25 protein-coding genes and 1 pseudogene are annotated in these 22,805 nt (G+C 43.9%); 14 read left to right on the top strand and 12 right to left on the bottom strand.

Going from position 1 to position 22,805, the window contains the following annotated elements:
* The 3 genes and pseudogenes from H6F92_RS19730 to H6F92_RS19720 all read right to left on the bottom strand — a co-directional run.
* A pseudogene (locus tag H6F92_RS19730) lies at positions 1–110 on the bottom strand (photosystem II D2 protein (photosystem q(a) protein)); the annotation flags it as partial.
* 325 nt (positions 111–435) lie between these two features.
* Positions 436–1,197 carry a lipoate--protein ligase family protein gene (locus H6F92_RS19725; protein WP_190359171.1) on the bottom strand — a complete coding sequence of 254 codons (762 nt, stop codon included), beginning with the start codon at positions 1,195–1,197 and terminating at the stop codon, positions 436–438.
* A complete protein-coding gene (locus H6F92_RS19720) occupies positions 1,160–1,636 on the bottom strand; it encodes a YbjN domain-containing protein (RefSeq protein ID WP_190359170.1) in 477 nt (158 codons plus the stop codon). Before H6F92_RS19720 ends, H6F92_RS19725 begins: the two co-directional genes overlap by 38 nt.
* 206 nt (positions 1,637–1,842) lie before the next feature.
* On the opposite strand from H6F92_RS19720, the gene H6F92_RS19715 reads away from it, so the two are divergent.
* The 6 genes from H6F92_RS19715 to vapC all read left to right on the top strand — a co-directional run bounded on the left by H6F92_RS19715 (position 1,843) and on the right by vapC (position 6,710).
* Entirely contained in the window at positions 1,843–2,061 is a 219-nt protein-coding gene (locus tag H6F92_RS19715) for a hypothetical protein (protein ID WP_151697319.1), read from the top strand.
* On the top strand, positions 2,054–2,476 hold the full coding sequence (locus H6F92_RS19710; protein ID WP_016516458.1) for a hypothetical protein: 423 nt from the start codon (positions 2,054–2,056) through the stop codon (positions 2,474–2,476). Before H6F92_RS19715 ends, H6F92_RS19710 begins: the two co-directional genes overlap by 8 nt.
* Positions 2,477–2,701: 225 nt before the next feature.
* Positions 2,702–3,328 carry a TetR/AcrR family transcriptional regulator gene (locus H6F92_RS19705; protein ID WP_190359169.1) on the top strand — a complete coding sequence of 209 codons (627 nt, stop codon included), beginning with the start codon at positions 2,702–2,704 and terminating at the stop codon, positions 3,326–3,328.
* A gap of 283 nt (positions 3,329–3,611) precedes the next feature.
* Positions 3,612–5,711, top strand: a complete 2,100-nt coding sequence (locus H6F92_RS19700) for a serine/threonine-protein kinase (protein ID WP_190359168.1) — start codon at positions 3,612–3,614, stop codon at positions 5,709–5,711.
* 394 nt (positions 5,712–6,105) lie between these two features.
* Positions 6,106–6,297, top strand: a complete 192-nt coding sequence (locus H6F92_RS19695) for a type II toxin-antitoxin system VapB family antitoxin (protein ID WP_190359167.1) — start codon at positions 6,106–6,108, stop codon at positions 6,295–6,297.
* On the top strand, positions 6,297–6,710 hold the full coding sequence (gene vapC, locus H6F92_RS19690) for a type II toxin-antitoxin system VapC family toxin (RefSeq protein ID WP_190359166.1): 414 nt from the start codon (positions 6,297–6,299) through the stop codon (positions 6,708–6,710). The genes H6F92_RS19695 and vapC overlap by 1 nt, the downstream gene beginning before the upstream one ends.
* Here vapC and H6F92_RS19685 read toward each other — a convergent pair.
* The 4 genes from H6F92_RS19685 to H6F92_RS19670 are packed head-to-tail and all read right to left on the bottom strand — an operon-like array spanning position 6,694 to position 7,933.
* Complete coding sequence (locus H6F92_RS19685) at positions 6,694–7,047, bottom strand: DUF5615 family PIN-like protein (RefSeq protein WP_190359165.1); 354 nt, start codon at positions 7,045–7,047, stop codon at positions 6,694–6,696. The genes vapC and H6F92_RS19685 overlap by 17 nt on opposite strands.
* Entirely contained in the window at positions 7,044–7,280 is a 237-nt protein-coding gene (locus tag H6F92_RS19680; protein WP_002752166.1) for a DUF433 domain-containing protein, read from the bottom strand. The genes H6F92_RS19685 and H6F92_RS19680 overlap by 4 nt, the downstream gene beginning before the upstream one ends.
* Positions 7,281–7,287: 7 nt before the next feature.
* Positions 7,288–7,719, bottom strand: coding sequence for a type II toxin-antitoxin system VapC family toxin (locus tag H6F92_RS19675; protein ID WP_190359164.1), 432 nt, complete (start codon positions 7,717–7,719; stop codon positions 7,288–7,290).
* 1 nt (position 7,720) lies between these two features.
* Positions 7,721–7,933, bottom strand: coding sequence for a hypothetical protein (locus H6F92_RS19670; protein WP_190359163.1), 213 nt, complete (start codon positions 7,931–7,933; stop codon positions 7,721–7,723).
* A gap of 280 nt (positions 7,934–8,213) precedes the next feature.
* Between H6F92_RS19670 and H6F92_RS19665 the strand changes: the two genes are divergently transcribed.
* Positions 8,214–8,387, top strand: coding sequence for a type II toxin-antitoxin system VapB family antitoxin (locus H6F92_RS19665; RefSeq protein WP_149987937.1), 174 nt, complete (start codon positions 8,214–8,216; stop codon positions 8,385–8,387).
* Positions 8,388–8,456: 69 nt separating this feature from the next.
* Here the strand turns inward: H6F92_RS19665 and dxs are convergent, their stop codons facing one another.
* The 5 genes from dxs to H6F92_RS19640 form a co-directional block, all read right to left on the bottom strand.
* Positions 8,457–10,367, bottom strand: a complete 1,911-nt coding sequence (gene dxs, locus H6F92_RS19660) for a 1-deoxy-D-xylulose-5-phosphate synthase (RefSeq protein ID WP_190359162.1) — start codon at positions 10,365–10,367, stop codon at positions 8,457–8,459.
* Between the two features lie 73 nt (positions 10,368–10,440).
* Positions 10,441–11,211: a nickel pincer cofactor biosynthesis protein LarB gene (gene larB / locus H6F92_RS19655; protein WP_052276251.1), complete on the bottom strand. Its 771-nt coding sequence runs from the start codon at positions 11,209–11,211 to the stop codon at positions 10,441–10,443.
* A gap of 473 nt (positions 11,212–11,684) precedes the next feature.
* On the bottom strand, positions 11,685–13,433 hold the full coding sequence (locus tag H6F92_RS19650) for a ribonuclease J (protein WP_190359161.1): 1,749 nt from the start codon (positions 13,431–13,433) through the stop codon (positions 11,685–11,687).
* 242 nt (positions 13,434–13,675) lie between these two features.
* Positions 13,676–14,569, bottom strand: a complete 894-nt coding sequence (dapA, locus tag H6F92_RS19645) for a 4-hydroxy-tetrahydrodipicolinate synthase (protein ID WP_190359160.1) — start codon at positions 14,567–14,569, stop codon at positions 13,676–13,678.
* Between the two features lie 299 nt (positions 14,570–14,868).
* Positions 14,869–15,906 (bottom strand): aspartate-semialdehyde dehydrogenase, encoded by a 1,038-nt coding sequence (locus tag H6F92_RS19640; RefSeq protein ID WP_190359159.1) that lies wholly within the window; start codon positions 15,904–15,906, stop codon positions 14,869–14,871.
* A 324-nt stretch (positions 15,907–16,230) separates the two neighbouring features.
* Between H6F92_RS19640 and tig the strand changes: the two genes are divergently transcribed.
* The 7 genes from tig to H6F92_RS19605 all read left to right on the top strand — a co-directional run bounded on the left by tig (position 16,231) and on the right by H6F92_RS19605 (position 22,791).
* Positions 16,231–17,622 (top strand): trigger factor, encoded by a 1,392-nt coding sequence (gene tig / locus H6F92_RS19635; protein WP_190359158.1) that lies wholly within the window; start codon positions 16,231–16,233, stop codon positions 17,620–17,622.
* A gap of 407 nt (positions 17,623–18,029) precedes the next feature.
* Positions 18,030–18,731, top strand: coding sequence for an ATP-dependent Clp endopeptidase proteolytic subunit ClpP (gene clpP, locus H6F92_RS19630; protein WP_002736918.1), 702 nt, complete (start codon positions 18,030–18,032; stop codon positions 18,729–18,731).
* A 10-nt stretch (positions 18,732–18,741) separates the two neighbouring features.
* Positions 18,742–20,076, top strand: coding sequence for an ATP-dependent protease ATP-binding subunit ClpX (gene clpX / locus H6F92_RS19625; RefSeq protein WP_149988401.1), 1,335 nt, complete (start codon positions 18,742–18,744; stop codon positions 20,074–20,076).
* 21 nt (positions 20,077–20,097) lie between these two features.
* Positions 20,098–20,304 carry a hypothetical protein gene (locus tag H6F92_RS19620; RefSeq protein ID WP_002737934.1) on the top strand — a complete coding sequence of 69 codons (207 nt, stop codon included), beginning with the start codon at positions 20,098–20,100 and terminating at the stop codon, positions 20,302–20,304.
* A gap of 323 nt (positions 20,305–20,627) precedes the next feature.
* A complete protein-coding gene (locus H6F92_RS19615; protein WP_190359157.1) occupies positions 20,628–21,485 on the top strand; it encodes an alpha/beta fold hydrolase in 858 nt (285 codons plus the stop codon).
* Positions 21,486–21,500: 15 nt separating this feature from the next.
* Positions 21,501–21,725: a peptidylprolyl isomerase gene (locus H6F92_RS19610; protein WP_016516288.1), complete on the top strand. Its 225-nt coding sequence runs from the start codon at positions 21,501–21,503 to the stop codon at positions 21,723–21,725.
* 487 nt (positions 21,726–22,212) lie between these two features.
* Positions 22,213–22,791, top strand: coding sequence for a helix-turn-helix domain-containing protein (locus H6F92_RS19605; protein WP_002737810.1), 579 nt, complete (start codon positions 22,213–22,215; stop codon positions 22,789–22,791).
* Positions 22,792–22,805 lie beyond the last annotated feature (14 nt).

The following is a 22,805-nucleotide window of genomic DNA, read 5'->3' as shown; positions in this document are numbered from 1 at the left end:
AAGAGTAGTAAACCAGACCAACCGATGAAGACGAAACGGTCTCTTTTGAGCCAGTCATCGAGAGCATCAAACAGCCCTCTTTCTGGGGCGCGTCCGACAGCAATGGTCATGGGTATTTTTCCTCTTGCTTAACTGAAATCACGGGCAAGATTTCTTAACTTTTTTGAGTCTGGGATTACTCCCATTGTCTTATAAGATGGCGCGATCGATTGACTGGATTAGCTTAACTAAACTAGCTGCGATCGCTTGTTAATCCTCACAAAATGTAAAAGATTAACGTTTCTTAAACTAGCACAAGCTAGACAATAATTTCGAGTTCGGTAAGACTTTGGTTCCTTGCGGCCTCTATCTACCTTTAACTATTATTAGCAAAAAATTACAAATCTATACAACTTAACTCATAATTGATTTTTTACGCACATAAAAGCTTTTTTGTCAATGAGTATTTATATTCATTTTTTTAATTGATCGCCATTCCCAATCCTCTAGGGGTTGCTCTAGCAATTGACAATCAAAGCATTCCTCGGCCGCGGTTTTCAGGGTAGCGATAATTGTCTCTAGGGTCAAATCTGGGGCTAAATTCAGTTTTTGAGGGGCGGCACTGGTGAAAACTTGCTCAAACAGCGAATTATCTTGCTCTAGCACCATGGAACCATGTTGGAGAACCGAGGAACCCCGTTGCAGTTGGGCGCTGCCAATAAATTTATTCCCCCAATTATCGACTAGATCTGCACCGGTAGCCGTACCGAAACAGTTAGCAGAATGGATATATCCCCGGCCGGCAGCACCGTAGGACAATTCCAGACCGAGATTTTGCCAGCCTGTGATTAAAAATTGACAGATTTGCTGGTAAACTTCCCTAACATTCCCCTTCATCCCTGAATTTACCACCATATAAGTCAAATCCCCCTGATGTAGTACGGCCCGGCCACCAGTAGGACGACGAACTAGGGAGATTTTTTGACCTTGCCAAGTCAAATTACGCCAAAAATCGGGATATTGCCGTTGATGGTAGCCCAAGGAAATAGCCGGGGGCGACCATTGATAAAAACGCAGAGTCGGGGGATGATGACCACAACGGTGTTGCTCTAGTAACCAAGAATCGATCGCCATTTGTCCCTCTGCCGATGAGATAATTGGAGGGATATAACGCCAAATTTTAGCTGCCACCAAAGGATTCTCGTAACATTTCATCATTATTATCTGCTACCGTCGCCACGAGAGTAATTGCTCGGGAAATCTCCCCGGGAGACAAATCGGCCACAGTACGCTGAGAAATCACCACCACCTGATCATTCATAATGGCAAAATGAGATTCAAAGGTTTCGGCACAATTCATCGCTAATAACTTGCGGGTTAATCCCAATTCATCCTTAACAGGCAATTTCAGCACAGAAGACCACACCGTGAGAAAATCATCGTCACTTTCCCCAGTTAACTGCACAAACACCTCAACGCTACCATACTGAAACTTCCACAGATAACCTTTTTCTGTATGTTGTACCATAGCAGTATCATGCTGCTGCAGAGTAGAAATAACCGTTTCAATCATTTCTTGGTGACTGCTCGTACTAACCAGAAATTCATCGGTCATTGACTCTATTGCTTCTGAAGTCGCTAAACTTTCTGTGGTCATAAAAATTCCCTAAACTCGATCGATCACAATCTTATCCCAAGAGAAAAGTAAAAAGTCAAAAAAATCGGGGAAAATACTGGTTACAACCCAGCACTGACGATATTTTTCAGCAGTCTGGATGGTAGAATATTGATTGCTGGTCTGTACCTGAACCGGAAGCCAGTATCATTACCTTGACACCAAATTTCAGAAAAGAGGCTCTCAAAATGTCCTTGGCTGAACTCCAATCTCAAATCCAGGAACTTTCAAAAATTGACAAGCTGCGACTAATGCAATTCTTGGCGACTGAGCTTGTCAAAGAAGAGAACGGAGACTTTTTTGTAGAAGGTCAAGAGTACCCAATCTGGTCTCCCTATGGCTGTTCTGAAGCGGCCAACACCTTAATGAACCTTCTGGCTACAAAACAAAAAGAACAGAATGCTTGATGGTCAAAAATTTCCCTACAAAATTATTGACACCAGTTCCAGCATGGTTGACCGAATGCCGTATGTGCCTATAACGCTGGGTCTGAATGGGCGCTCCTTAAACACCGAGGGTTTGATTGATACGGGAGCAAGTGTCAACGTTCTGCCCTACGAGTTGGGCCTACAACTAGGCTTTATCTGGGAGAATGAAAATCTTTCGGTTATCTTGGCTGGAAACTTAGCCCATTGTCAAGCTCGTGCCGTCGTTGTTGAAGGCCAAGTTAACCCATTCCCCACCGTTAATCTAGCATTTGCCTGGACTCAAGCTCCTAGTACACCTTTAATTTTGGGGCAGGCTAATTTCCTTTTTGAGTTTGATGTTTGTTTTTCCCGTTCGCAGTCTGAATTTGCAGTTCGCCCCAGAACGGTTGTATAAAAAGGGGTGAGCTACGGTCTAACTATCCGCTTGCACAGCGACCGTATGAAACTCATTAAGATTTTAGCTAGGTGGACAAGCTTCTAGCTTGATTTCTGGGGAAGTCTGCGGAACGATAACCGAACAATCTCTAACCCCAATTACTCAAAATTTTATGAAGCATTTGAGTAAACACCTAACTTGATCGATGACAATGGCTCTATCCCCTTCTAGCTGTCAATAATTATGCAAAGTCTTTTTCAACGTTCCCTAAATGAGACGAATTCTGGGGAAGAAGATATCCGTAGTCGTATTCTACAGGCCGCTTTACGTTTATTTGCCGCCAAGGGTTATGAAGGAACCACGACCAAAGACCTAGCAGGAAGCGCAAATGTGGCAGAAGGAACTTTATTTCGTTATTTTCCCAACAAAAAGGCGATTTTAATTGAAGTGGCCACTAGGGGATGGGTGGATATTCTCACCGACTTGCTGACGGAATTGAGCGAAATGGGCAGTTATAAAGCGGTAGCGCAGGTGATGCGGCGTAGGGTGTTGAGAATGCGAGAAAATAGCGATTTATTGCGAGTTTGTTTTATAGAGGCCCAATTTCATCCCGAATTAAAAGAGCGAATTCAATCGGAGGTAATTGCCAAAATGACCGATGTGGCCGAGGCTTTTTTTCAAACAGCGATCGATCATGGTATCTATCGTCCCATGAATCCGAAAATTGTGGCCCAGGTTTTTCTAGGAATGTTCGCAATTGCCGGTTTTTCCAGTGAAACTATTTTAGATAGTAATGCTTCCCCCTTAGCTTTACAAGAAATGGCCGAAGGTATTGCTGAAATTTTTCTGAATGGAGTGTTAGTTAAGTAGGTAGGCACAATTATTTGTAGGATGGGTTAGCGGTAGCGTAACCCATGCGGGCGTTGGGTTTCATGCTTCAACCCAACCTACGTTCATTTTATATTTAATTCCACCCACCCACTTAAGTAGTTGTGCAAAATTAATTTTCTAGTCGAGACTCCGAGACTCCGAGACAGCTAATCTAAGGATAGGCGGTTAAAATCCGTTTTAGCTTACTTATGATAAAATGCTGTCAAGGTCAGGGAAGGGAAAACTTGCAATTATTCACTCAATAAAATAACTGATAGCCGAGATGAAACCCTGTTACTGTATTAATCCCGATTGTTCTCAACCAGGGCATCCGAGTAATAATAACTCGAATACTCGTTACTGTCAAAGTTGCGGCTCTGAGTTGTTGTTAAATGGTCAATATAGAGTAAGTCGGTTATTGAGTGATAAGACCGGTTTTGGGGTTGTTTATGAAGCTTTTGAAGGTTTTACAGCCAAAATCCTCAAGGTATTACAAGAAAGATGGAATAATGACCCGAAGGCAGTGGAATTATTTAAACGGGAATATGACGTTTTATTAGAGTTGAGTCGTCAAAATGTGACGGGTGTTCCTCGCGCAGATGCCTATTTTCAATATGCCACGAGGGAGGGGAAAATATTACACTGTTTAGTTATGGAAAAAGTGGAGGGGATTAATTTAGACCAGTGGCTAAAGCAGTATGATAAGTTAAGTCAAAAACGAGCCTTAAAATGGCTGAGAGAAATCACTTTAATTCTCGATAAAATTCATCAACAAAACTGGCTTCATCAAGATATTAAACCCCCTAATATTATGTTGCGGAATAGTGGCGAGTTGGTGTTAATTGATTTTGGGACAGCAGGGACAGCAAGGGAAGAAACCCAAACCTATCATCAAAAGGGAAAAGGTCAACAGGTGACAGGTATTACCTCGGTCGGATATACACCGAATGAACAACAACATAGCCAAGCGGTGATTCAATCAGATTTTTATGCTTTAGGACGAACTTTTGTGCATTTATTAACCGGAAAACATCCCTTAGAAATTTATGATGCGGTTAATGATGTTTTAGCTTGGCGAGAAGAAACGGAAAATATTCACCCGTTATTGTTGGATTTTATTGACGAGTTAATGGGAAGATTGCCCAAGAATAGACCAGCTAATACTAGGGTTATTTTACAACGTTTAGATCAGATTGAAAGGCAATTAAAGTTACCTCCTACAACTCCTAATAGACCATCTCCACCACCAAATCCGCCTCCTATTGTAACTCAAAAACAATCGCCAGTTATTCCTAAGATTAATTCTTCTCCGCCAGTTTCACCTGTAGCTGTACCCCAAAAAACACCAGGACAACCGATTAAAAAGAATAAGCTGAGAAATAGAATGATATCTCTTGGTGGAGTTTTGTTATTAGGAGTAGGAATAACGCAAGCTTATGGTTATTTTAAAAGTCAGGAAATAAACTCACCACAAGAAAAAAAATTTTCAGAACATAGTTTTCCCGATAAAACCCTAACTGGTCATTCTGACTCAGTTCAATCAGTAGTATATAGTCCCGATGGCCGCTATTTAGCTAGTGGGAGTATTGACCAAACTATCAAAATTTGGGAGGTAGCAACCGGAAAAGAATTGCGTACCCTTACTGGTCATTCTGGCGGGGTTTTTTTAGTAGTATATAGTCCCGATGGTCGCTATTTAGCTAGTGGGAGTAGTGACAAAACTATCAAGATTTGGGAGGTAGCGACAGGAAAAGAACTGCATACTCTTACTGTTTATTCTTCCCTTTACGGGGCTGATGTAGTATATAGTCCCGATGGCCGCTATTTAGCTAGTCGTAGTGATGACAAAACTATCAAAATTTGGGAGGTAGCGACAGGAAAAGAATTGCGTACCCTTACCGGTCATTCTGGTCCAGTTTTATCAGTGGTATATAGTCCCGATGGCCGCTATTTAGCTAGTGGGGGTGGGCTTCGTGACAATACTATCAAAATTTGGCAGGTAGCAACCGGAAAAGTATTGCGTACCCTTACTGGTCATTCTGACTGGGTTTTGTCAGTGGTATATAGTCCCGATGGCCGCTATTTAGCTAGTGGGAGTCGCCAAACTATCAAAATTTGGCAGGTAGCAACCGGAAAAGTATTGCGTACCCTTACTGGTCATTCTGACTGGGTTTGGTCAGTGGTATATAGTCCCGATGGCCGCTATTTAGCTAGTGGGAGTTACCAAACTATCAAAATTTGGGAGGTAGCAACGGGAAAAGAATTGCGTACCCTTACTGGTCATTCTCACTCGGTTAACTCAGTAGTATATAGTCCCGATGGTCGCTATTTAGCTAGTGGGAGTCATGACAATACTATCAAAATTTGGCGGGTGGGACAGTAAACTTGTGTTTGGGGTGACAGCAATAATTTTTGTCTATCAAAAATGAGCGACACTTGCGGGAAACTGCACCGATGTCTTTAAAAATATTGGGTTTTGGCTCAAATTATTGAATCGAGCAGTTTTCTCCTAAATAGGGTATGCGGCAAAAAGTACGGGCGAAGCATTCGGATAGAAAATCTACAGTTTCACCGATAGGTTATTGTCCGAATGCTTCGCCCCTACAGGACGCGGGCCGATAAAGACGCAAGATTTTGAACGACGATTCTCTCACAATCTTGCACCTGTGGGAGCGAGAAAAGCCACAAAATCTCTACCTTGCTTACATCTCACATTTATTCAGCAAACCCTATATAATGTGTATATTAACAATCTACTATACACAACTAGGGATAGGATGATGACTAACATTATCATTGATGACCAACTCATGGCTGATGCTCTTAAAGCTACTGGTTTAAAGACTAAACAAGAAGTTGTTGAATTGGGTCTTAAGACTTTGATTCGGCTCAAACAACAGGAGAAAATTAAAGCCTTTAAAGGTAAGCTTAAATGGGAAGGAAACCTTGAGGAAATGAGGCACAATTAATGATTCTTGTGGATTCCAGTGTTTGGATTGATTATTTCAATGGTTATAATACTACGGAAACAACAGAACTTGATTTATTGCTGGGAGTTGAGCCGATAGCTATTGGTGATATTATTCTCACCGAAGTTCTCCAAGGTTTTAGGAGTGATAAGGATTATCAAATAGCCTATCGCTTACTAACTTCATTGACTATTTATGATTTACTAGGTTTGAGAATGGCATTGAAAAGCGCGGATAATTATCGCCAGTTACGCAAGAAGGGGATAACTATTAGAAAAACTGCTGATGTTATTATTGCCTCCTTTTGTATTGAAAATAATCTTCCGCTCCTTTTTTCAGATAAAGATTTTATTCCTTTTGTGAAGCACTTAAAGCTAATTTCAGTTTGTCCTACTACTAATGATGAACGATGATTGAGTTGCGACTCATTTCTATTAAGGAATGTTGAGTAAAAAGTGCTTCTATTTGGGTTAGATTATTCTGAAATAATGCTTCTAATTCAACATTCGTAATGTTACCCGTAGTCACTAGCAGAAGCTTATAAGGTTCTTGACTAATTAAAAATGAATCAAGAAAATCTCTGTCTTTGGTAATGACAATTCGATTTTGTTGAATTGAAAGAGCGTTAATTTCTGCATCTGTCGTGGCATTTTGTTGGGGTAAATCTTTAGTATGAATTGTATCATGACCAGCAGCTTGCAAAAAACGAGCTAAACGAACTGGCAATTGGGCATCGACTAAAAACTTCATGGTGCAATTTGGTAGATGCTTTTTACCTGAGTTAATCGAGTGGCAAACAATAACGCCGCTAGAATATCCTCCCGTTCCAAATCATCGTAGTCGGCTAAAATATCTTCGATACTCATGCCAGAACTAAGTAATTCTAGGATAAATTCAACAGGATAACGCAATCCTCGAAGGCAAGGTTTGCCATGACAGATATTTAAATCGAGGGTGATTCGCTGCAAAAGTTGGTTTTCCATAGGTAATTCAGTTGCTTGTAATCGTCCAATCTTCTGCTCTTAAACCGGCAATTTGCCCAAAATCTGAGAGATTTCTCGTCAGCAGGATAGCCTGATTAACCATTGAGATAGCAGCAATCTTCAAATCCATCGAACCCAAACGAGGGTAAGTTACCCGAAGTTCTTGAAAAACTTGACCTGCCTTTTCATCAAAGCCGACAATGGGAATCGTGCGATAATTAGCGAGGTGCTTTTCTAGCCTTCGATAGGCAACAACTTGGGTTTCAATCGAACTGGTCTTGGCTATGTAACTGAGCCATCCCCGCATTTGTTCTTCGTAGGTGATAATTGTGGTGGCAACTTCGCTGCTCGTAATAGCAGCCAGTTTTTTCAGCAATTGTTGTGCCGGTTGTCCCCCGCGATCGAGAATAGTAATATGATCGGTATCAAGGAGATACATTTCAGGATTCGGATGCTTCCTCGGCTAATGGTTTTAGGGACTGACGGTACTCTTGACCAAACTGCATTGCCTCTTCGTAAGCCAGATCTTCAGCAAAAGTGCCGACAATTTTTTCCCACCAGGGAGTTTCGCTGACAGTAGGTAGCAAACGCTTAAGCAGTGCTACTTCAGCTTCTAAAGCTGCTAGTCTTATCTCTAGATCAGTGGTTAACATGGTTGACATATCCTCCTATTCTGCTCTTGCTCAAAGGTTAGCTTTAAAACAAAAACTGCTAAATCCCAGCCAGAAGCCATAAGATGAACTGATGAAACCATACACAGCACTCCGGGTAAAATTACCGATGAAAGATTGTACACAATTCTGTCTTTAAGTCAAGTGGCTTTAGAAAACTTCAAGCAATTTCTTGACAAAATTTAACCTTTTTTCTCATTTTTGAACCCTCAAAAATTAATTATGCAAGAGGTTTAATCTACTATACACAACTAGGGATACTATGAGAACTAACACTGTCATTGATGACCAACTCATGGCTGATGCTCTTAAAGCTACTGGACTCTCCTATTCTTTGTGTGATAAGTTTGACTTCTATAGTAGTGATCGATCTTTGTGTCCTTTGTGTCTCTGTGGTTCGTTCCCCTCACTATTTATTGCCGGCAGTCTTCATTGACTATCTAGACCAAAAAAAACCAGTCTTCCCTAATTTTTCGGGAAAACTGGCCAAGCTAATCTTGAGATTTTAACCGACGTTAGCGGTTTGTTTTTGGCTAAAAAATACCGCTAAAACCTGTTGGGCAATCTGGGGACTGGTTAAACCCAAATCAGCGAAGGATTCCTCTGGTGTTGCGTGGTCCACTAATTTATCGGGAACCCCGAAACGTTTGACCGGAACTAGAATATTAGCATCCTGTAAAGCTTCCAAAACCGCAGAACCAAAACCACCCATCAAACAACCTTCTTCCAAAGTCACCACTTTACCAAGACGTTGGGCAAGGGGAAAGATAAGTTCTGTATCAAGGGGCTTGACAAAACGAGCATTAACCACTGTGGCTTCGATGCCGTGTTCGCTGAGGATTTCGGCCACCTGTAGGGAAGTATTGACCATCGTGCCGTATCCTAACAGGAGAATATCATCGCCACTGCGGAGAATTTCGCCCTTACCGATGGGTAAAGCTTCCCAACCCTCTTCCATCAGGGGAACCCCTAAACCGTTGCCCCGGGGGTAACGCATGGCAATGGGGCCGCTAGTATGATTAATCCCCGTCACCACCATTCTTTGCAGTTCCGCCTCATCTTTGGGGGCCATAATGGTCATATTGGGGATACAACGCAGGTAGGCGATATCGTACATCCCTTGGTGGGTCGGTCCATCGGCCCCGACAATACCGGCCCGGTCCATGCAGAAGAAAACCGGGAGATTTTGAATGCAGATATCGTGAATAATCTGATCAAAAGCCCGCTGCAGGAAAGTAGAGTAAATAGTGACAACTGGGCGCATTCCTTCGCAAGCAAGACCACCAGCGAGAGTAACAGCGTGTTGTTCGGCAATTCCCACATCGATGTACTGTTTCGGCAGTTTTGCTTGAAATTTGTCTAATCCCGTCCCAGTAGCCATGGCGGCGGTGATACCGATAATGCGCGGGTCATTTTCCGCCAATTTAGTGAGAGTATGCCCGAAAACTTTAGAATAAGCGGGGGGTTTCGGTTTACTGGAGGGAATCGGTTTACCCGTGGCTAAATTAAAGGGATTTTGGGCATGATAACCCACTTGATCTTTTTCGGCCCATTCGTAGCCTTTGCCTTTAACGGTGGCAACGTGGACGAAAACCGGTCCGTGGACCTTATGGGCCTGTTTAAAAGTGGCGATTAATTCGGGAATATTATGACCATCAATCGGGCCAAAATATTTAAAGCCCAATTCCTCAATGACAGCGCCGACTTTGGGAACTGCTAACCGTTTCATTCCTTCTTTGACTCGTTCCATTTCCGGAGTGAGGGAGTCACCGAAGAAGGGTAGATGTTTCAATTGTTCCTCGAGATTATCGGCGATAAACTGGACGGGTTCGCTCAGACGAACTTTATTGAGATAGCGGGAAATTGCCCCGACGTTGGGGGAAATGGACATCTCGTTATCGTTGAGGATAACCATGATGTTGGTGTTCGGTAAATGTCCAGCATGGTTAATCGCCTCTAGGGCCATACCCCCGGTTAAAGCGCCATCCCCGATGATCGATACCACCTTGAAATCTTCCCCCTTGGCATCCCGGGCTAAAGCCATTCCTAACCCCGCAGAAATGCTCGTAGAGGCGTGTCCAGCCCCAAAATGGTCAAATTTGCTCTCGCAACGTTTTAGATAGCCCGCAACGCCGTTTTTTTGGCGCAGGGTGTGAAAATCGTTATAGCGACCGGTGAGGAGTTTGTGCGGATAAGCTTGGTGTCCCACGTCCCAAAGGACTTTATCTCGATCGAGATCGAGGGTTTGGTAAAGGGCGATCGTTAGTTCTACGACTCCTAACCCCGGTCCCAAATGTCCACCGGTAGCGGCGATCGTCTGGAGGTGTTTTTCGCGAATCTGACGGGCAATATCTTCTAATTGACGGAGTGATAAACCATGTAACTGGTTGGGATGAGTAATTTCACTTAGGTGCATATCGGCTTCTTTTTCAAAGTAGTTTATCCCTATACCAACTGTATAGGATTTTCAGCCTGAGATGAGGGAAAATCTAGGCTAATCTGGCCGCCGTGCGTAAAATTTGGCCGGCTAACATGGCAGCCCCAAAACCATTATCGATATTAACCACACCGATACCGACCGCGCAGGAATTGAGCATAGTTAACAAAGGAGCAATACCACCGAAACTGGTTCCGTAACCGATACTCGTGGGAACGGCGATCACCGGGCGATCGACTAATCCCGCTACCACACTTGGTAAGGCTCCTTCCATTCCCGCAACAACAATTAACACATCGGCAGCATCCAGTAGATGGCGATGATTCAAGAGGCGATGAATTCCCGCTACTCCCACATCCCAGAGACGCTGCACGGAAAAACCGCATAATTGAGCAGTAACCGCCGCCTCCTCCGCTACGGGAATATCGGCAGTTCCCGCCGTTAGGATGGAAATTATCCCTTTTGGGGGATTTTCTGGGGCAGCTGCGGCAATGGCACAGATGCGGGCTAAGGGATAATAAACTAAGTCTGTCACCTGTTCCTGTAGCTGAGCTGCTATCTCTGCTTCAATGCGGGTGGCCATAACCACGGGACTATTTTGACGCAAAACATTGATAATTTGGGCGATTTGAGCGGTGGTTTTACCCGGCCCCCAGATAACCTCCGGAAATCCCGTTCTTAATTGACGATGATGGTCAATTTTAGCGAAGTCTTCCACCGGTTCAAAGGCTAGATGTTTAAGTTTATCTAAGGCTGTCTCCGGGTTAATTTCTCCCCTGGCAACGGCGGTCAGCAGCGATCGCAAATCGGCAGCATGCAACATGGTCAGTTATCAGTTATCAGTTATCAGTTATCAGTGGGTAAGTTAACAGTTATCAGATTTGAGTTTTAAGTGAGCAGTATGTGTTAAGTGACCAGTAAGTACCTAAGCAAAATTAATTACACATATCTAACCACCTCTTGCCTCTTGCCTCTTGCCTTTTGCCTATCCTAACCAAGAAATTAATTTTGCACGACAGCAAAATTAATTACACATATCTAACCACCTGTTGCCTCTTGCCTTTTGCCTTTTGCCTATCCTAATACCAATTTTCAATAGTTGTGACTAACACCTGAAAGGGCAATCCCGCTCTGAGAGAGGAATTGCGTTTTGGAATGATCAACTAAGTCTGTCATTACTTTTGAAAAATGATATAACCAAGAAATTAATTTTGCACGACTACTTATTAAATAGCAGTTTCTTGCCATCTTTTCACTGTTTACTGATCACTGATTACTGATTACTGCTCACTGATATTAGGAGGCCATGGTAGCTGCGGGACGACGGCGGCGATAAGTACGATTGTTCGCTGGTTCCGTTGCCGCCGCTTGCAGGAGGAAAATCACTAGAGGTTGACTCTGTAACTCCCGTTTAATTAAACGCTGCAAAGTCGTCTCGATTTCGGCCCGCAAACCGGCCCAATCCGGGGACCCCGTGGCGGTTTTAAATTCACCGATGCGATCGCTTAAACAGCGTTCGATCGCCCGAATAATTAGCTGATTCAGCAGCGAGATTTCCACTTTTGTCACCACACCGCGCAAATTAATCTCTGGGGGTGCGCTTAATTGTCCCTCACCGTTGACGAAGGATGCGATCGTAATCACACCATCTTCGGCTAACTGTTGTCTTTCCTGCATAATGTGTTCGTGGACCACACCCGCTTGATCAACTAACTCGATTCCCGAAGGCACTGGCGCGCCGAGGCTAATGCGATCGCCAGTTAACTCGATCGTGTCACCGTTTTTGACAATTATCATATTTTCGGCGGGAATCCCCATACTTTGGGCCATCTGAGCGTGTTTGACCAGCATTCGGTGTTCTCCATGCACTGGCACAAAAAACTTCGGCCGGGTCAAAGATAGCATCAATTTATGGTCTTCTTGGGAACCATGGCCGGAAACGTGAATTCCCTTATCGCGTCCGTAAACCACGTTAGCACCCTGCATCATTAGGCGATCAATTGTATTGACCACAGCGATCGTATTACCCGGAATCGGATTAGCGGAAAAGACAATCGTATCCCCCTGACGCGCACGAATATGAGGATGTTCACCCTTAGAAATCCGCGTCATGGCCGCTAAAGGTTCCCCCTGGGAGCCTGTGGTTAAAATAACGATTTTTTCATCGGCTAAATTGCGGGTCGCTTTTAAGGGTTCAAATAGATCATCGGGACATTTTATATACCCCAAATTGCGCGCATGAGCGATGACATTTAACATCGATCGACCCACTACTACCACTTTCCGGTTAAATTTCTGGGCCAATTTCAACACCAGATTAATCCGATGCACCGAGGAGGCAAAGGTAGTGATCATAATCCGTCCCGTTGCTTGGTTAAAAACCCGCTCTAAACCGGGATAAACGGAAGCTTCCGAGGGAGTATAACCGGGTACTTCTGCGTTAGTGGAATCACTCAATAAACATAGCACCCCTTTCTCGCCATGTTCGGCAATTTTTTGTAGATCAAAAAACTCACCATCGACGGGAGTATGGTCAATTTTAAAATCTCCTGTGTGAATAACTACCCCTAAAGGAGTGTGAATTGCTACACAAAAACTATCGGCGATTGAGTGGGTATTGCGGATATATTCCACCATGAAAGATTTACCTAAACGCACCATTTGCCGAGGAGCAACGGTTTCTAATTTGGTACGATTTGCTAATCCTGCTTCTTCCAATTTATCCCGCAATAAAGCCATGGCTAGGCGCGGACCGTAGATAATTGGTACATCGAATTGTTTGAGATGGTAGGGAATGCCACCTATATGATCTTCGTGGCCGTGGGTGACGATCATGCCTTTAATTTTATGGCGATTTTCCCTTAGATAAGTCATATCGGGAAGCACTACATTGACCCCGTGCATATCGTCGGAGGGGAAAGCTAAACCAGCATCGAGGAGAATAATCTCATCATCGTATTCAAAAACACAGGTGTTTTTGCCGATTTCGTGTAATCCTCCTAGGGGAATGATCTTTAGTTTTGTTTGGGTTTTATCTTGACTCATTAGGTATCCTTTGACGGTAAGTTATGGTGATTTTTCAGGTGGGTTTTGTGGACGGGAAATCTCAAAAAATGAATAGTTAGAATAAGTCTAACTAGGGAAATAACACCTAGTTAAAGTCACTTAGTATCAATACTTTCTAGCAGTTCTAAACTATATTTCTTTTCTTCTAGTGAAGCTATTAACATTATAACCTATTTCTCGAAAAAATCCTAGTTTAGTTAGCCAAATTTTCTAGTATTTTTCTAGATTAGGGCCAATTCTTGCATAATTTTTGCTAATCCTTCTTCTAACTCTGGACTTAAGGAACATAAAGGAAGTCTTAGACCCCCCACTTCCCAACCAACTAGATTTAAGGCCGCTTTAATTGGAATTGGATTAGTGGCACAGAATAAACCTTTAAACAGCGGAAATAATTTCAAGTTAATCTCGGTCGCTTTGGCCGCATCTCCGGTTAAGAAAGCTTGAATCATTGCTTGGATTTCTTCTCCCACTAGATGACTGGCAACACTGACCACTCCCACCGCACCACAGGTCATCAGGGGTAAGGTGAGAAAATCATCGCCGGAATAAATAGCGAAATTTTCAGGAGTATGACAGTAAATCTTACAGGTTTGTTCTAAATTACCACTAGCTTCTTTTACCGCCACAATATTATCAACTGCTGCCAGTTTAATAATCGTTTCTGGGGTCATATTTTGACCAGTACGACCAGGGATATTATAAAGCATTACTGGCAGATCGGGACAAGCTTTGGCAATGGTGCGAAAATGCTCGTATAAACCCTCTTGGGGTGGTTTATTGTAGTAGGGAACCACTTGTAAAGAACCATCTAAACCCAGTTTAGCAGCCTGTTGGGTAGCTTCGATCGCTTCGGAAGTGCAATTAGAACCCGTCCCCGCGATTACTTTTCCCCGACCATTAACCGCTTTTTTGACAATACTAAATAGTTCGTACTCTTCCTGCCAACTTAGGGTGGGTGATTCTCCCGTCGTCCCACAGACCACTATACCATCGCTACCGTGAGTAACTAGATAATCGGCCAATTTTTCCACCAGGGCATAATTAACTTGACCCTCGACGGTGAAGGGTGTCACCATCGCCGTAATTACTCGTCCAAAATATGTTGTTTCACTCATTGATCAGTTATCAGTTATCAGTTATCAGTTATCAGTTATCAGTTATCAGTTATCAGTTATCAGTTATCAGCTTCTGAAGGCAAGAGGCAAAAGAAAGAATCTGACAATCCTCCTAAGTAGGGAGGCACAATTAATTATTTGTAGGATGGGTTAGGGTAGGACTATTTAATTGATTATTATTCATTCTTAATCCTCCTGACTACTGACTACTGGCTCCTAACCCCAACAACAATTTTTGATTTTTACCAGAGGTCTAGTTATCATCGCCTTGATCTAGCTGATGGCTGATAGCTTAATTATCAAACTGTTGCTAATTTTGAACCGACGAGATTTTTCTTGACTAAAAGTTCGGCAATTTGTACGGCATTTAAAGCCGCACCCTTGCGAATTTGATCGCCGCATAGCCACAATTCTAGACCGTTAGGATGGGAGATATCTTGACGAATGCGTCCCACTAATACTTCATCGCGACCACTAGCATCAATTGGCATGGGAAAATAATTAGCGTCCCAATCTTCCACTAATTTTACCCCTGGAGCAGACTCAAGAATTTCTCTAGCCTTCACCACAGAAAAAGGCCGACTAAATTCTAGGTTAACCGATTCCGAATGGGCCCGCAGGACGGGAACCCTTACACAGGTGGCGCTAACCCGCAGCTCTGGACAAGCAAAAATCTTGCGGGTTTCGTTGACCATTTTCATTTCTTCCTCGCAGTACCCTTGACCATTAATCGGGGTATTGTGGGGAAAAAGATTAAAAGCGAGGGGATAGGGGAAGGAATTAGTGGGAGGTTGCCGATTGTCAAGAATTGCTCGTGCTTGCTCTTTCACTTCCTCCATGGCTCGCGCTCCAGCACCACTGGCGGACTGATAAGTAGAAACTACTACTCGCTCGATCGCCTGTACTTGGTGGAGAGGCCAGATCGCCACTCCTAAAAGAATTGTCGTACAGTTGGGATTAGCGATAATGCCCCGGTGATTGTCCACACTGTCGGGATTGATTTCTGGGACAACCAAAGGCACTTCGGGATTCATGCGAAAAGCACTGGAGTTATCGATAATCGTCGCACCCGACTCGACAATAGTTTTCGCCCAAGCTTTCGAGGTGGCCCCCCCCGCAGAAGCAAGAACTATATCCACGTCCTGAAAAGAGCGCTCGTTTACCGCTTCGATGAGGAGACTTTCGCCCCGAAAATCGAGGGTTTTTCCAGCAGAACGCTCGGAAGCCAGTAATTTTAGACTAGCGAGAGGAAATTGACGACTAGCTAATAACTCTAGTAATTCCGTTCCCACGGCCCCGGTGGCTCCTAAAATAGCGACCCGTACTTTTTGACTCAAATTGTGTGACCTCCTGACGAGTTGGGTGATGATAATGATCCGAAGAAATCGTTACAGTAAAAAATCTTTTTTGTCCACCGAGTTATTCTAAAACTTGGATTGATCGGCTTTTGATCAGCAAAATTTTCTGATTGGGCTTAACTGCCCCAAGGACGGAATAAGTTAAATATACCCCATTGACCGCTAAAATAAAAAGATTGTGACAGCTTGGGGAACAACTGCAGCTATTCCCCTAGAATATCATGAGCGGGACGGATCCACCGCAGGCGTAAACACCGCTCACCCTATTATAAACGTTCCTTGTCGTAAGAGCTAGAAAAATCAATGAAAGTTATTCAGGAAAAGCTTCCTGCCAGTCAGATAGGTTTAGAAATTGAAATTCCCGCCGAAACCACGAAAAACACCCACGAGCAAGTGGTCAAGAATTTAGCGAAGTCGGCCAATATACCCGGTTTTCGCCCCGGCAAGGTTCCCCGTCAGATCCTTCTGCAAAGATTGGGAACTAAGGCGGTAAAAGCGGCGGTAATTGAGGAATTAATTGAAAATTGCCTCGAATCTGCCCTGAAACAGGAGGGTATCGAGTCCCTGGGCAATCCACAGCTATTGTCTAAGTTTGAGGATTTGATCGCTGCCTATGAACCGGGTAAAGCTTTGACTTTTTCAGTTTCCCTGGATGTGGCCCCGACAATTATTCTCGGAGATTACGAAAATCTGAGCGTTACTGCCGAAGAAACCGTTTATGATCCCGAATCCGTGGAAAATTGGTTTAAAGAGCGTCAAGAACAGTTAGCGACATTGGTTCCCGTGGAAGATCGCGGGGCGCAGCTGGGAGATGTGGCGATCGTTGATTATCGGGGAAAATCCGCCGAAACTGGCGAAGATATCCCGGATATTGACGGCGAAGATCTGCGGGTGGATATGGAAGCAGGACGCTTTATCGAGGGGATGGTGGAAGGAATTATCGGCATGAAACCGGAAGAAGTCAAAGAGATGACTTTAACTTTCCCAGAAGATTATCCGAAAGAGGATGTGGCAGCAAAAGCGGTAATCTTTACAATTACGATGAAAGAGTTAAAGGCAAAGGAATTACCAGAGCTTGACGACGATTTTGCCCAAGAAGTCAGCGATCAGGAAACAATCGCCGAATTAAGAGCAAGTTTAGAGAAACGTTTCCAAGAACAAGCGGAGAAGGAAACCAAAGAAAGCATTTATGACGCTTTAACCAAGGAATTGGTCAAGGGTGCGACTTTAGATTTACCGGAGACGCTGATCGAAAAGGAAGTGACGCATATTTTGACCCAAAGCTTCATGGAATTTCAACAAATGGGGCTAGATGTCAACCAGTTGTTTACAAAAGATAATATTCCCAAAATGCGGGAAAACACCCGTCCCGATGCGATCGAAAGTCTGAAAGAGACTCTCGTGGTGCAGGAATTGGCTAAAGTCGCCGGCATTGAAGTCAGTGCCGAAGCGGTAACGGAAAAAATCGCTAAAATCATGGCCCAATTGTCCGATCGCGACATAGATAGGCAGCGTCTGGAACAGGTGATCACCGAAGAAATGCTGGCAGAAAACACCCTAGCATGGCTGAAAGAAAAAGCTACTATCACCCTCGTCCCCAAAGGTTCCCTAGAGGAAGAAACAAGCGAGGAAGAGGAAACAGAAGAAACCTTAGCATTCACCGAAGTGGAAGTGTTGGCAGCCGAGGAAGAATAACCGTAAGGAGTTAGCAGTCGTGTTGGGGTGTTGGGGTTTTAGGGTATTGCTTGAATTCCCCCATTCCCCCATCCCCTGATCACTGATAGCTGATCACTGATAGCTGATCACTGATAGCTGATCACTGATAACTGATAACTGATTGGGGTGTTGGGGTGTTGGGGTTTTAGGGTATTGCTTGAATTCCCCCATTCCCCCATCCCCTGATCACTGATAGCTGATCACTGATAGCTGATCACTGATAACTGATAACTGATAACTGATAACTGATGACTGATTCCTGCCAACCGGGGGAAACTTAGGGCATAATAGATGGACAGAAGTGCTAAAGATGCTTAACATTTGCCAGTAAAAGCTCCACAGCCAAGCAAAACCCCTAAGATTGTGATAGCGGAACCGAAAAAATTATGCTCGAATCGAGATCACCTGACTACCCAATTACCAGTAATTGTCGCCCTGCTATCTACGCCAACACGGGGAGAAACTCCCTAGCTAACGTTTTACCCGTGGTAATCGAACAGTCTGGCATGGGTGAACGGGCTTTTGATATCTATTCTCGACTCTTGCGCGAGAGAATTGTCTTTCTGGGAACTCCCGTCGATGATCAGGTCGCTGATTCGATCGTCGCCCAACTCCTCTACTTGGAGGCAGAAGATCCCGAAAAAGATATCCAACTCTATATCAACTCCCCCGGTGGTTCCGTTTATGCCGGACTAGCTATCTACGACACCATGCAACAAATTCGCCCCGACGTGGCGACAATTTGTTTCGGTTTAGCCGCTAGTATGGGAGCATTCCTGCTTTGTGGTGGCGCGGCAGGTAAACGGATGTCCCTACCCAGTAGCCGGATCATGATTCACCAACCCCTCGGCGGCGCCCAAGGTCAAGCTAGTGATATCGCCATCCAAGCCAAAGAGATCCTCTATATTAAACAGAGACTCAATACCATGCTGGCTCACCACACCGGTCAACCCTACGATCGCATCGCCAACGACACCGAACGGGACTTTTTCATGTCGGCCGTCGAAGCTAAAGAATATGGGTTAATCGATCTGGTGATTTCCCGTCCCGAACTGCCCGATCCTACCGTTCCCGTTACTTCCCTGTAAATAATAAACTATGTCTAAATACGACTCCCACCTCAAGTGTTCATTTTGCGGCAAATCCCAGGAACAAGTGCGAAAATTAATCGCCGGGCCGGGGGTCTATATTTGTGACGAGTGTGTGGAACTGTGTAACGAAATTCTCGATGAGGAATTGATGGAACCGCCTAGTCCGGTCGCCCCAGTGGAGGAACGTCCCAACAAACGGCGATCGGGCCAAAACAAAACCACTTGGGAACAAATTCCCAAACCAAGAGAGATTAAAAAATACCTCGATGACTACGTTATCGGTCAAAATGAGGCGAAAAAAGTGCTTTCTGTGGCCGTTTATAACCATTACAAACGCCTCAAAGATATCCAAACCCAAAAAGCCGGTGGCGGCAATCCAGAAGATAGCATCGAACTGCAAAAATCCAATATTCTGTTAATTGGTCCCACAGGATCGGGAAAAACCCTTCTAGCTCAAACTCTTGCTAAAATCCTCGATGTACCTTTTGCTGTCGCCGATGCCACCACTTTAACCGAGGCCGGTTATGTGGGGGAAGATGTGGAAAATATTCTCTTGCGTCTGTTGCAAGTGGCAGATTTAGACGTGGAAGAAGCGCAGCGGGGCATTATCTACATCGATGAAATCGATAAAATTGCCCGCAAGAGCGAAAATACCTCGATTACCCGGGATGTGTCCGGAGAAGGGGTACAGCAAGCTTTACTGAAAATGTTAGAGGGAACGATCGCCAATGTTCCCCCCCAAGGCGGCCGCAAACACCCCTATCAGGATTGTATTCAGATTGACACCAGCAATATCCTGTTTATCTGCGGTGGGGCGTTTGTCGGTTTAGATAAGGTGATCGATCAGCGTCTCGGTAAAAAATCCATGGGCTTTATTCAACCGGGAGATGGCCAAGCTAGTAAGGATAAGGTAGCGGCAGGGTTATTAAAACAAATGACTCCCGATGATTTAGTCAAATTTGGCATGATTCCAGAGTTTGTCGGTCGGATTCCCGTCCTAGCGGCGCTTTCACCCCTGGATGAGGAAGCTTTAATCGCTATCCTGACGCAACCCCGCAACGCTTTGGTGAAACAGTATCAAAAACTGTTGAAGATGGACAATGTACAGTTAGAGTTTAAATCTGATGCCGTCCTAGCGATCGCCCAAGAAGCCTATCGTCGCAAAACCGGGGCCCGGGCCCTGCGGGGTATTGTTGAGGAATTAATGCTCGATGTCATGTACGAATTGCCCTCACGCAAGGACGTGAAACGATGTTTAATCACCCGCGAAATGGTGGAAAAACGTTCCACAGCAGAGCTATTGGTTCATCCTTCCTCTCTACCCAGTCAAGAATCCGCTTAAGGGGAAAAATCGAGGTTAACCATGCTGAACACCGTTCCCGCGATCGTCAAAGAAGGCCGGATCGAACTCCTCGAATCCGTGCCGATTCCAGAGGGTACTAGAGTTTTAGTCACCCTCATCCCGGAGGAGACAAACTCGGATTTCTGGCAAAAAGTCAGCGAAACTGCACTGGCTAAGATTTGGGATAATCTGGAAGACGACATCTATGAACGATTACTCGAAGCTTGAAATCGTTCTCGTTCGTTATCCTTAAGACAATCGGACGACTATCGGACACAGATGCGCGACGTTGGCAAAACTCTTTACGAGGATGGCTAGGTATCTAAGTAGGTGGGTGGAATTAAATATAAGATGAACGTAGGTTGGGTTGAAGCATGAAACCCAACGCCCGCATGGGTTACGCTACCGCTAACCCATCCTACAAATAATTGTACCTCCCTAAATCCGTTGAGTAACGCACAGAAAACGGGTTTCTCCGAGAAACCCGTTTTCTACTCATGCAAAAGGCAAAACGGAGAATAAATAATCAGTTTTTAATAACTGGATTTAGTATGAAAACTCAAATAATCGATAAAACAGTCACTGTCCGCGGTGTTCCCCACTATTACGAGTGGATTCGGCAATCGGAATCTGCCCAGAAAAAGCCGGTTATGGTGTTTATTCATGGTTGGGGAGGATCGGGACGCTATTGGCGATCAACGGCTGCGGCAATTTGCGATCGCTTTGATTGTTTATTGTACGATATGCGGGGTTTTGGTCGGTCTAAATTGCCAGAAAAATCCCCCGATCTTTCCTACGATTTAGAAGAATATGCTCTTGATCTAGCATTGTTTTTAGATAGTTTGGAAATTGAAAAAATCTATCTCAATAGTCACTCTATGGGGGCATCGGTGGCGACTTTTTTTATTACTATGTACCCGGAAAGAGTGGTCAAAGCAGTTTTAACCTGTAATGGCATTTTTGAGTATAATAAAGCGGCTTTTGCTGCCTTTCATAAATTCGGTAAGTATGTGGTACAGTTTCGTTATGATTGGTTTTTAAAAGTACCTTTTGCCGATCGATTATTCATGGCGAGATTTTTGCATCGATCGATCCCAAAATCAGAAAGAATTGCTTTTTTAGAAGATTTTTTAGCGGCAGATTACGATGCCGCCCTAGGCACAATTTATACATCTGTGAGTGAAAAAGCAGTGGAAATTATGCCGGGTAAATTTGCTGAGATTAAGATACCAACTCTTTTAGTATCGGGAGAAAAAGACATTATTATCCCCGCCAAAATGGGCAAAATGGCGGCGGATTTGAATAATAATATCCAGTATGTGGAGATGGCTAATACTGCTCACTTTCCCATGTTAGAAGATGCCCCTACTTACCTAAAAAAATTGCGAGATTTTTTAGAAATTAATTAGGGTTTGCTAGGGGAAATGAGTTTCAATGATGTGACTGACAAGTATATTGAGGATAAAGAGTTACGCCGTCAGGGTGGATATTTGGGGGTACAGCGTCGCCAGGATTTAAAACCAGAAATATCTGCTGCTGTGTTTGCTACGAAACCTCCTCAGTTGCTTAAACCTATTGTGAAAGCTAAAGGGATAAGCTTGATTTTAGTGGAGGAAATTATACAGCGGAATTGGATGATAAGTACCTAAGCAAAATTAATTACACATATCTAACTACCTCTTACCTTCTGGGCTCTTCTCAAATTTGTGTGATAATTTTTGCTTATGTAAGGTTAAATGCTTACTGGTCAGGACTTTTAGGACTATTTTGAAAGAAGAAACTATCAGTATAGACCTCGTTTCCACACAGAAACCAGAAGAGCCATAAATGAACAACACTATGTTAAGGAATGTAAAAGAGGCGGTTTTCGCTGCTGCATACAGCTTTCTACCCTATTTACAAAACTTTATACAGCAGCGAAAACTTATGTCCGACTACTTAAACCAGAAGGATCTGGTATAATGCTCAAAAAGCATGGGCGACATACACCGTGCTAACTGCCCACCATCTGTTCTACGAGTACGAGGTAATACCCGTGTCTAATTGATTTATACCGCAAATACGCAACGCCAAATTTTGTTTTGCAAAGATGTCGCAGATTGTCCAAAATCCTCTAAAGCCAATGAGTATCAGCTTATGAAATCATCTCAAACTGGTATTAATTTTCCCAATAACTCTGGTCGATTTCTCAGTGCTTTTCAGAGAAAACACTTAGAAAAAAGCCTAGAAAAAGGGTTGTCTAAGCGCCATTTTCAACGAATTCAAATTATGCTGCTGGCAGATGAGGGTAAAACCCAAACCCAAATTTGCCAAGAGTTGGGCTGTTCCCATAGTACAGCACGCCATTGGATAACCCTCGCCAAGTCTGGTCAGGCTCACCAGTGGAATAGTGGCCCAATTGGCAGACCTCAAACTGTAGACGAGGAATGCTTGCAGCGTTTGAGGAAGTTAGTCAGTCAAAGCCCTAGAGAAGTTAAAGTCCCTCACCGTGATTTTAGTTATTCGGCTTCCCGATGGACTGCTAAGAAACTCAGCGAGCACCTGAGCGCAGAATTAGGAATTAAAATCAGCGATCGCCATATCAACAGACTACTCAAACAAATGGGTTTATCTACCAGACCAAAATCGAATAACCTTGAAAAAAATGAGCCGAAAAAATCCAGTAAAAGCGGCATTGTGATTAGGGACATTCCAGAGGAGGTGGCATTTTCTTAATCATCATGAAAAAT

Source organism: Microcystis wesenbergii FACHB-1317 (genome assembly GCF_014696875.1).
Classification (GTDB): Bacteria; Cyanobacteriota; Cyanobacteriia; order Cyanobacteriales; family Microcystaceae; genus Microcystis; species Microcystis wesenbergii_A.
Note: the sequence above shows the minus strand (reverse complement) of the source record. Positions and strands in the feature narration are given on the sequence as shown.